A 10528-nucleotide genomic window follows, 5' to 3' on the forward strand; every position below is an offset into this window, starting at 1 on the left:
CGGGGTCAGACCCTGAGGAAATTTTTTCCTCAGGGTCTGACCCCGTTATTTTCGTTATTTTAGGCAAGACTGAACTTAGTAGTTTGTCTTTGGGTAAGCTGTGCTCCGTATTTAGAAGCTAGTGAGCCTCCATTACTAAGAAAAACATCTTTAGCAATTATGGTATCCATAAGAGTTGATACCTGAGGTTCAGTGATATCTTGCTTAATACCTGAAATTGATAAGTTAACTTTATCTCCACTGGCATTAACAAAAGTCATTAATAATGAATATTCCATAGTTTAATTTTCTCCTTTCGCTAAGATAAGTCACAGTTAATACTCGCGGTTAATACACTTAAGCATTAACTAATTTTGAAGTTTCATTTAAGTAACTATCTCTAGTAGAAGCACTTAAAACATCCTTAATAGCCTCAGCTACATCAAAAACATTTTGAGGATCAACACTAGGTTTTACTCCAGAAAAAGTTTTTTTCTTATAAATTGTAGCTCCAGTCTTATCAGTTCCGTTTTCAACTTCAATATGAAAAGAAGTGGTGTTTAAAACTTTATCTACTGCCATTAAATTCACCTCCTTATCAGTGGTTTCAATGATTATATATGCACTTTGAAAAATAAGTGGAAAGTATAGATGATGAATAATCATAAAGTATTAAATCCATCCTTATTGAAAATAAAGTCATAGTAATTTCTAATTGCTGCATCCACAATGGTATTCATATAAACATTAACATTGGGATGAACAGCTTTAATTTCATTTAGCATTCTAACAGTGGAATTTCTTATTTTATAACATCTCTGAGTATCAAAGAATTCACCATCTATGGGTGGAGTTATTCCAGGAGCTTCAGTTTTAACCTTGCGATTATCAGTAAAACTATCAACAGAAGGTGGTAGAGAAGTTACATTAGCTGTGGATAAATTCTCCTTAGAGAGAGTATCTTTTTCAAAATTAAAGGATGATATGGGAATACCAGTGATGGCCTCACAGATGCCATTAAGTTCTTCCAAATCTTCTTCAGAATTAAATTCATCTATGGGATCATTAATTTTATTTTCTTTTTTCATTAAAAACCTCCTTATAAATTATTTAACACTTATTATATATGCTTTTATTAAGAAAATTCACTAGAGTCAATGATTAAAAAAGATTTGGATAATATTTATTGGGATTTTAATATATGAAATTGTAATCTTATGCAGTAAAATCATACTTTCATGTATTTTTATGGAATGTAAAACATTAAATGCATTATAATAAATTTAACACATATGTAAACCAAGAGATTGTCTTAAACAATATTTAAGGTTTAAATTTTGGTTTTAAAGGGAAGAATAAAATAATTGATAATAGTGAGTTGAGGAGAATTAAGTATGAAAGATATAAGGAGAAAGAAATCCAAAGGAATTCAATTAAGTAGGAATATTTTCATTTTAGTTATAGCTATATTACATCAACCTATTAGTAAAATTATTGAAAATAGAAACCTATATGTTGCTTTTAATTTAGCTTATTTATTGCTTGCGATATATTTTATTACATTACTTTTGAAAGATATGGGGTATTGTAAAAGTAAAACTCAGTAAGTTATTTTAGCAGAGTTTAAGAAAGTATTATAATTAGTAATTAACATACAGTGCTTATTAGAGAAAGCCTTGAAACCCCCATGAACACAACAAATAGTTAACTATTTTACTATTTAACTAGGTCTATATATTACTATTTAACTATTTTTATATATCCATATTTATATATTTCTATAGGCATATAGTTTTCTAGCTATCTAGTTTCCTAGGTAAAATGTGGTGTAATTTAAGGTGAGATTTTAATAATATTGTATAAGTATTTTAGACAGTTCAGGATTAACTTCTGGGTTGTCTTTTTCATTTTTAATAAAATAATTTTCCACTTTTCGTCTAAATTGCTTATTTAGTATATAGAGAGTTAATTAAGCAAGGATAGGAGAGAGAAGATTATGAAACATACAATTATGGGTTTTAGACAGGATAAATTAATAAAATTTGGACTAGATATTATTGACGCAAGTATTCTTAGATATTTCATTGATTTCATTTTCAAGGGATTCTGAAAGAATAGCTACTTCCTCTAAGGTATCTGTATCATTGTACTTAGATTCATAATCAAAGAAAGTTCCTTTATGGATTATAGATAGGATAGGTAATGTGTCTCCATTCAATAGGGGAACGGTGTACTCGCTACCATTTATATATTCTTCTATAATTATTTCATCACCATACTTAAATCCTTCTAAAATAGCATTCCTAAGTTCTTCTCTGCTATAAACTAAAGAAATTCCAATACTTGAACCACCGCTGTTAGGTTTAACTATCATAGGGTATTTTAATTCTTCTATCTCTTTTAAATTTACACCTTCATGTTTGTATAGATTAATTCCCTTTGCTATAGGAATACCCTCAGCTTTAAGAATTCGCTTACATTGTTTTTTATTCATGCAAAGGGCACTAGTCAAAGGATTACTTCCGGAGTATGGAATTCCTACACTTTCCAAAATACTTTGAATAGCACCATCTTCTCCAAATTCCCCATGAAAGGCTAAAAAAGCAAAATCTAAGTCGTGAATTTTATCTATAACTTCGTTTTTAGAGTTTATAATCATAGGAATTACTTCATATTTATCTCTATTTAGGTTTTTAATTATTTCTTTTCCAGATAAAAGGGATATTTTTCGCTCAAAGGAAATTCCACCCATTAATACTCCAACTCTCATATATACATCTCCTCAAATTTATATTCTTATACTATAATAATATTTCAATGAAAAAAAATAGAAAGTACCATTAAGTAATGGATTTTAGATAAGGGTGGTTTAAGAAGGTAGCTTAATTTTTTAAATTGTTATTTTATTTGTATTGCTAGTACATAAATGTGTTTACATTATATTATAAATTATATTGAATATAAGTATGGCATAGCGTATAATTATTCTCAATATAGGAATATAATGGATGGAATTAAGGTGTGTATGAACAATTTATATAGCAAATATGAATTACATCTAAATTTATCTATGCAGAGGTAAAATAAGTGTTTAGAACATATCAATATTTTATATAGGAGGAGAAATGAAAAGAAAGATATTTATAGGAATATTAGTCATAGTAGCAATAGGGATAATATATGTCATTTATCCTAAACAGGGAACTTTTGAAGAGTTTATTATAAATAGGTATAACATGAATAATTGTACTAGTGTCACCTTTTTTTCTTTAAAAGGAGGAATTGATTCATCTGAATCATGGAATATATATAAAGAAGAAAAGACAATGAAATTTATAGATTATATGAAGACTGTGAAAATGAAGGAAAATAGAAGTAGTGATTATGGAGCGGAATATTTTATGACAATTATAGGCTCATATAAAGAAGATGGGTCAACAGGTCCAATAAGAATTGATATAGCTTGGATTAATGAAAAAGAGATTATAGTAAACTATAATGGCCAGAAAAGAAGGTATTATAAAATAGTAGAGGAAGACTTTAGTATGGACAAGATTAAAGCATTACTAAAAGATGGGTAATGATTTAGGTTAATATAACTAAGAATTTGTTAGAATAGTCCTTAGTATAATAATCCAAGAATTAAGAAATAACTAAGAATAATATATTTATTTTTAGTTATAAGTCTTTGATTTAATAAGGGTTAATAGGAAAACTAAGGAAAGGAAGCTTGTTAACATATGAATACTAGAGTAGATGGTTGTGTAAATATAAAGAGAAATTTAAGCATGTTAACGGATTTTTACCAATTGACTATGGGTAATGGATATCTAAAGAAGGGCATGAAGGATAGAATAGCATATTTTGATATGTTTTTTAGAAAAATTCCTGATAATGGGGGATATGTAATAATTGCTGGATTAGAACAATTTATAGAGTATATAAATACTTTAAGTTTTACTGAAGAAGACATAAGCTTTTTAAGGGAAAGAGGAATATTTTCTGAAGGTTTTTTGGAGTATTTAAGAGATTTTAAATTTCAATGTGATATATGGGCCATTCCAGAGGGCACGGTAGTATTTCCAAATGAGCCTATAATAACTGTTAGAGGGCCAATTCCTCAAGGTCAATTAATAGAAACCATGCTACTTTTAACTATAAATCATCAAAGTTTAATTGCTACTAAAGCAAGCAGAGTTGTTAGAGCATCTCAGGGTCGAAATGTTTTAGAATTTGGTTCTAGAAGAGCTCAAGGTTATGATGGAGCATTATTAGGAGCAAGAGCTGCTTATATAGGAGGTTGTTTTGGAACTGCATGTACAATGGTAGAAGAATTATATGGAATTCCATCTCTAGGAACCATGGCTCATAGTTGGGTTCAAAGTTTTCATAGTGAATATGAAGCATTCAAGGCTTATGCAGAAGTTTATCCCACTTCCAGTGTACTTCTTGTGGATACCTACAATACTCTTAAAAGTGGTATACCTAACGCAATAAGAGTTGCTAAGGAAATATTAGAGCCTAAAGGAAATAGATTAAAGGGAATTAGGTTAGATAGTGGTGATATTGCATATCTTTCAAAAGCTGCTAGGAAAATGTTAGATGAAGCTGGCATGGAAGATTGTAAAATAACTGCATCTAATTCCTTAGATGAATACCTTATTAGTGACTTGTTACTACAGGGTGCTGAGATAGATATCTTTGGAGTAGGAGAAAATCTAATAACTTCTAAATCTAATCCTGTATTTGGAGGAGTATATAAGTTAGTAGCTATAGAAAGTGAAAACAAATTAGAGTCTAAAATAAAATTAAGTGAAAATCCAGAAAAGGTAACTAATCCTGGTTTTAAAAAATTGTATAGGTTTTATCATAAGAAAACTAATAAAGCAGTAGGTGATTTACTTACCTTAAGGGACGAAGTTGTAGATGAAAGTAAGCCATATATTCTTTTTCACCCTGTTCATACATGGAAGAAAACTATTTTAACAGACTATTATGTAAAAGAATTACAAGTGAAAGTCTTTGATAAAGGGCAATGTGTATATTCATGTCCTAGTATTCAGAAAATTAGAGAGTATTGCAAAGGGCAGGTTGAAACCCTCTGGGAGGAGTCTTTGAGGCTTAAAAATCCTCACAACTACTATGTAGATTTATCTGAAGAACTATGGACGCTAAAATATGATTTAATTAATAAATATTCCAATGAAGAAAGTCATCCTTAGAAAAAGTTAATTATTAATATATAAATATAAAAATGACTATATGATATGAATGTCACATAGTCATTTTATGGCTTCATTTATTTATTCATTAAAGGTAAGCTATTTAGATTTACAGAGTCTTTTCTATTATTAAGATTACTTAGAGTTTCATGACCTTTTTCTGTTTTACCTAATGAATCTATTAGTATATTTTTAGAGTTTTGGGTTTGAATTGTATGTTGATCCTTAACCTGTTCTTCGTTGGAGAAATCATCATTAATTTTTATATGATCTAGATCTTTATTTAAAGTAGTTACATAGTCTAAATCATCATCCATAGAAGAAATAATATCTTTTGGCTTAAATAGAATTTCTTCAAAGTTATTGTTATATTTGCTATTCATTATGGGCCTCCTTATAATTAGTTTTTTAATATGTTTTTAGCTTTTACAACACATCCCTGAACACGAGGAGCTATGTATCTAAGTTTAGGGTGAGGTTCTTCTGTAGCAGCTACATACTTCATGACTATGCTATCCAAATTAGATGATTCAGTTAGTTTAAAGTATAGATATTGTTTCCTCTGCAATTTATTTATTCTATTTTTAAAGTATGAGCTTACCTTCATCCAATTAAACTGTTTACTTATATTTAATTGATTGAAACCTGTAGCATAGGAACCAGGTTCAATTAAGATTACAGGAATATTCACTCTTGTAAGTTGCTTAAGTTCTTTATTTAAACAATACCCAATGGATTCAAGGGCGAATTTAGTAGAACAGTAGGGTGATAAAAATGGTATAGCCATGCGACCAGTTAAGGAAGATAGAAATATAATTCTTCCCTTTCTTCTTTTTATCATTCCTTTTAAAATGATCTGAGTCAATTCTATAGGACAAAACACATTGGTTTCAAAAGTAGCCCTAAATCTGTTTACATCTATCTCAGCTACGGAGCCAGAATCTCCTATGGCAGCATTATTTATTAGTACGTCTATAGGTAAGTCTCTTACTTTTTCTCTATCCTCTTTACATAATACATCTAACTTAAAGCTTTCAATGGGAAGTTTCCATTTTTTATTTAACATATTTAATTTGTATGCCTGTTCATCAGTATGAGTGGTTGCGTAAACATAGTGACCTCTACTGGCCAAGGTTATAGCTGCTTTACGTCCAAGACCAGAACCACAACCAGTTATTAATATGTGTTTCAATTTTATCACCTCTAGTTTAGTATGTATTTTATTTCGTTTATAATTCTTCTTATAAAAATAATGACTTAAGGAAATTTATCCATAAGTCACTAGTAAATAATATATTTTCTATTTTAGAAAGTTTTTAATAGCATTTTTAACAACTTCTCTATCATCAAAATAAAATTTTCTCTTACCTATAATTTGATAGTCTTCATGGCCTTTTCCAGCAATTATAAGTAAATCATCATCTTTTAGTATTTTTAATCCTCTTTCTATGGCACGTTTTCTATTAAGGATTTTTTCATAAGGAGTTATTGTAGATAACAGTCCTGATTCTATCTCATCAAGGATTAACCTTGGATTCTCAGTTCTAGGATTATCAGAAGTAATTATGCAATAATCTGATAAAGAGCCAGCTATTTTACCCATAATCTCACGCTTGGTTGTATCTCTATCTCCACCACAGCCAAAGACAGTAATAATTCGTCCACAGGTTATTTCTCTTGCCATAATGAGGAGTTTCTCCAAAGCATCTGGAGTATGAGCATAATCTACTATTATATTTTTATTTAAGTTGTTTTTTATTAATTCAATTCTGCCAGGAACAGGGTTAATATTTGGGAGTAGTGGTATAATATTTTCAATGCTCATTCCTAGAGAATAGCAAGTAGCTATTGTAGCTAATACATTGTATACGGTAAATTTACCGGGGATTTTTACATTAACTTCATTGCAAGTTTTTTTAAAATTTACTTTAAAACTAACAGAATTCCTTCTATATATTATATCAGTAGCTTGAATATCAGCTGAGTTTTCTATTCCGTAGGTTAGTATTTTACATGTAGCGTCTTTTATTATTTCTTTTGAAACATTGTCATCAATATTAATAATTCCTAATTTGCATTTGTGGAATAACTTCATTTTTTCTATTTTATAGGCTTCCATGGTACCATGTTCATCTAAATGATCTTGAGATAGGTTAGTAAATATTCCTATATCAAAATCGCAAAAATCTACTCTATGTTTTGCTAGAGCAGAAGAAGTAACTTCCATTATAACACTATTAGCATTATTATCTTTAAATTCTCTAAAGGATTTTTGAAGTTCCAAAGCTTCAGGAGTAGTTGGAGTAGTTTTGCTAAAATTTAGTTTTTCATTGGTAAGTTTGAAGCCTAAGGTACCAATGACACCTACAGTTTTTCCAGTGGACTCTAATACATCTTTGATATAATGTGTAACTGTAGTTTTCCCATTTGTTCCTGTTACTCCTACAAGTTGTAATCCTTTTGAGGGCTCCTTATAAAATAAATTGCATATATTAGCCAAAGAAATTCTAGTATCTTTTACTTTTATGATAACTATATCTTTATTTGAATAAGTAATATCTTTCTCTACTAATATAGCAATAGCACCATTTGTAACTGCTTCATCTATAAAATTATGACTATCTGCATTATTACCTTTTATACATATAAATAAAGAGTTTGGTTTTATCTCTCTAGAATCATAACTTACATTATCGATGTTTATATCCACATATCCATTTATTAAGGTGTAATTAATTTGATTAAGCAATTTATATAACTTCATAATTTCTCCTCCGCAACTAGATAAACTCATATACTCTTATTATACGGAGTAAATTTCCTATAAATAGTGTTTATATTGCTTAAAATAATGCAAAAAGTGCTTATGAAATAATGATTTAGTGTTAAATAATTTATTTGTAGGGATCATAGCTGCCTTTGAATTCCTCATGTTGAATATTAGATGGACGCTTGAAAAATATGGTTGATGGTTCATAAAATTCAGTAAAAGAGTGAAGAAGTCCCATATGGACTTTTGCTATTACTTTTTTATTATTTTTTGTAATAGTATGTTCAGGACTATAAGTAAATGCAAATATAATAAAACTAAAAAAGCTAAATATTAGTATAAATAAAGTAGCTAAGGTAAAGGCAAGGGGTTTTAAAAATTTATGTTTATATAAATTGCATAAAGCTGTAGTAATCAAAATTATTAGACTAATTCCGATTAGATATAAACAAATACTTGCAATCATATTAATCCATCCTCTAAAACACAAGTTTAAAGGGTTAATAATAATGTTTATTGATGAATAAATAATTACTATTAAGAAATTGATAATTAATGAATATAATGATCCTTTGTAGTTTTTGGGGATTTTAGCATTAAAACTTTTTAACATTTTATATTTCCTCCTATAAATAAAAATCTTAGATGAATAAAAGTTTATAATCTAAGATTATCATAGAAGTTAAAATATTACAATAAATATTTATTGTATTACAATAAATATATATTGAATATAGTGAAAATACAAACGTTATTCAATAAATTAAATAGTAAAAAAGTAAGCCGGACTCAATAGTAACACGAGATGCCACTTTGTAAATTGAAAAGCAACGTTTGTAATTGAAAACTGAATCTTTGTAAACGAAACGCAACTTTTGTAATCAAAATGCAGGTTTTGTAACCGAGAAGCCATTTTTGTAACCGAAATGCAGTTTGATTTTTCACTTTTTCTATCGTATGATAATAGAAATAGGCATGCTAAAAGGAAGTCGACTCTCTCTCGATTTTATTTGTAATCGGAGAATCCACCCCTGAAATTCAGTTCTTTTTTGAGCTGTTGGCGGCACTGTTTATATTATTATTTTTTGAGAAGAACAGGTTTTAACATGATGGCACTGGCTGTTACTGGTGCACATCCTAGTTTATGCAGAACCTCTTCTCCATGATAAAAGCTGAACGTTTCGTATGGGCTACGGTTGTTCAGCTTTTTTCTTTTGTAAGAATTGATGTGATTCATCATTAGGCTGACATCTTCCTGTGTTAAGTTGTTAAAGCTGGTTCCTTTCGGTAAAATCCTACGAATCAATTCGTGATTCACCTCAATGGCTCCCTTTTGATAGGGGCTACCAGCATCACAGTAAAATACATTGGTACGATGTTTTTCGAATTTATCGGTACTATACTCAATCGCTTTTGGATTAGAAAATTCACTACCGTTATCCGTAAGTATCACCGGAAATAGCTTTATAAAAAGTTCCTTCCCTAGTGTTTGATAAAGGATCCTAAAGATATCCGTTACTGATTTTGAAGTATTAGACTCTCTTAGGTAAGCTAACATTAGGCTAGTGTCTACAAAATGAATTGTTAGCAGACATTTTCCACCCTTACTACCAATAACAGAGTCCATTTGTACAATCGCAGTATCTGGATTCTTTTCGATAAATGCTTGAAATGAATCATAATTACGCCCGATGCGGCATCCTTTATCCACTTTAAATTCTGGCTTTTTGTAGCGTTCTCGAAACTTTACTTTTCGAGGAAGATCAATGTTCCTTACATCAAAAAGGCAGGCATCAATGTAGTTATAAATCGTTTTCTCGCTACACATAAGTTCGTCTTGATGTGTGATGAAAATCTGATTTACGGATTGTCCTTGTCCTATCAGTGGTGAAATAATCTTGTTTAATCTGGCTATTTCATCTTCTGATATACATAAACCGCTTCGTGACTGGGAGATCGACTCATGAGCTTTGATATGAGCATGCTCTGCATCATAAAGTGTTTTCAAAAGAGTACATTTACAAACAGTCTCACAGCCATTACAAACATAAGGAACTCTATATTGGGCAGTACAGATTTCTTCAATAAAGTCAGAACAGTTTTCGTTGCAGTAAGGACACAGCTTACAATAAGGAGATGAGTTTCGCTTACATGACTTTCCACAGATATCTTTTTTCCTGCAATTCATCCGATCTTTACAGGCATTATAAGGGAAGCCAGGATATCCGGATGTAATCTGAGAACTGTATTTGCGTACTTCTCTAGAGATGGTAGTTGGATTTTTATCCATCCTGCGGCTGATTTCTTTAAATGAAAGAGTCTCTTTCAAGAATTTTTGTAATGTAAGTCTTTCTTCGTAAGTAAAAAACTTAGACATATATCCTCCATTCTGCCGCCAACATTTACAGGATATATGATTATTTTAACTTAGAAAACAAAAAAGACTGGCATAGACCAATCTTTTTGTAAGCCAAGGTGCAACCACATGGCATAGATATAAACTTTAAGAATTATTACTCAATTGTTAGTCGAAAGGGTTGCATTTCGATTTACAATT

The 10528-nt window shown here is 29.9% G+C and carries 12 protein-coding genes; 3 read left to right on the forward strand and 9 right to left on the reverse strand.

Going from position 1 to position 10528, the window contains the following annotated elements:
• Positions 1-59 precede the first annotated feature (59 nt).
• The 3 genes from B2671_RS09845 to B2671_RS09855 form a co-directional block, all read right to left on the reverse strand.
• On the reverse strand, positions 60-278 hold the full coding sequence (locus B2671_RS09845) for a DUF2922 domain-containing protein (protein WP_346870251.1): 219 nt from the start codon (positions 276-278) through the stop codon (positions 60-62).
• A gap of 58 nt (positions 279-336) precedes the next feature.
• On the reverse strand, positions 337-561 hold the full coding sequence (locus tag B2671_RS09850; RefSeq protein ID WP_035131025.1) for a DUF1659 domain-containing protein: 225 nt from the start codon (positions 559-561) through the stop codon (positions 337-339).
• A gap of 80 nt (positions 562-641) precedes the next feature.
• Positions 642-1067: a hypothetical protein gene (locus B2671_RS09855; RefSeq protein WP_346870252.1), complete on the reverse strand. Its 426-nt coding sequence runs from the start codon at positions 1065-1067 to the stop codon at positions 642-644.
• A gap of 306 nt (positions 1068-1373) precedes the next feature.
• Between B2671_RS09855 and B2671_RS09860 the strand changes: the two genes are divergently transcribed.
• Positions 1374-1586, forward strand: coding sequence for a hypothetical protein (locus B2671_RS09860; RefSeq protein WP_346847129.1), 213 nt, complete (start codon positions 1374-1376; stop codon positions 1584-1586).
• Between the two features lie 440 nt (positions 1587-2026).
• Here the strand turns inward: B2671_RS09860 and B2671_RS09865 are convergent, their stop codons facing one another.
• Positions 2027-2749: a D-alanine--D-alanine ligase gene (locus B2671_RS09865; protein WP_346870253.1), complete on the reverse strand. Its 723-nt coding sequence runs from the start codon at positions 2747-2749 to the stop codon at positions 2027-2029.
• Positions 2750-3104: 355 nt separating this feature from the next.
• Between B2671_RS09865 and B2671_RS09870 the strand changes: the two genes are divergently transcribed.
• Both B2671_RS09870 and B2671_RS09875 read left to right on the forward strand, forming a co-directional pair.
• Positions 3105-3560 carry a hypothetical protein gene (locus B2671_RS09870; RefSeq protein WP_346870254.1) on the forward strand — a complete coding sequence of 152 codons (456 nt, stop codon included), beginning with the start codon at positions 3105-3107 and terminating at the stop codon, positions 3558-3560.
• A gap of 159 nt (positions 3561-3719) precedes the next feature.
• Positions 3720-5201: a nicotinate phosphoribosyltransferase gene (locus tag B2671_RS09875; RefSeq protein WP_346870255.1), complete on the forward strand. Its 1482-nt coding sequence runs from the start codon at positions 3720-3722 to the stop codon at positions 5199-5201.
• A gap of 77 nt (positions 5202-5278) precedes the next feature.
• Here the strand turns inward: B2671_RS09875 and B2671_RS09880 are convergent, their stop codons facing one another.
• The 5 genes from B2671_RS09880 to B2671_RS09900 all read right to left on the reverse strand — a co-directional run bounded on the left by B2671_RS09880 (position 5279) and on the right by B2671_RS09900 (position 10348).
• Complete coding sequence (locus tag B2671_RS09880) at positions 5279-5584, reverse strand: hypothetical protein (RefSeq protein ID WP_346870256.1); 306 nt, start codon at positions 5582-5584, stop codon at positions 5279-5281.
• Positions 5585-5601: 17 nt separating this feature from the next.
• Complete coding sequence (locus B2671_RS09885; protein WP_346870257.1) at positions 5602-6393, reverse strand: SDR family NAD(P)-dependent oxidoreductase; 792 nt, start codon at positions 6391-6393, stop codon at positions 5602-5604.
• Positions 6394-6501: 108 nt separating this feature from the next.
• Positions 6502-7965 (reverse strand): UDP-N-acetylmuramoyl-L-alanyl-D-glutamate--2,6-diaminopimelate ligase, encoded by a 1464-nt coding sequence (locus B2671_RS09890; protein WP_346870258.1) that lies wholly within the window; start codon positions 7963-7965, stop codon positions 6502-6504.
• Positions 7966-8095: 130 nt separating this feature from the next.
• Positions 8096-8584: a hypothetical protein gene (locus B2671_RS09895; protein WP_346870259.1), complete on the reverse strand. Its 489-nt coding sequence runs from the start codon at positions 8582-8584 to the stop codon at positions 8096-8098.
• Between the two features lie 465 nt (positions 8585-9049).
• On the reverse strand, positions 9050-10348 hold the full coding sequence (locus B2671_RS09900) for an IS30 family transposase (RefSeq protein WP_346870260.1): 1299 nt from the start codon (positions 10346-10348) through the stop codon (positions 9050-9052).
• Positions 10349-10528 lie beyond the last annotated feature (180 nt).

Origin of the sequence: Clostridium sp. UBA5119, assembly GCF_002414285.1 — a bacterium.
GTDB lineage: Bacteria > Bacillota > Clostridia > Clostridiales > Clostridiaceae > Clostridium_J > Clostridium_J sulfidigenes.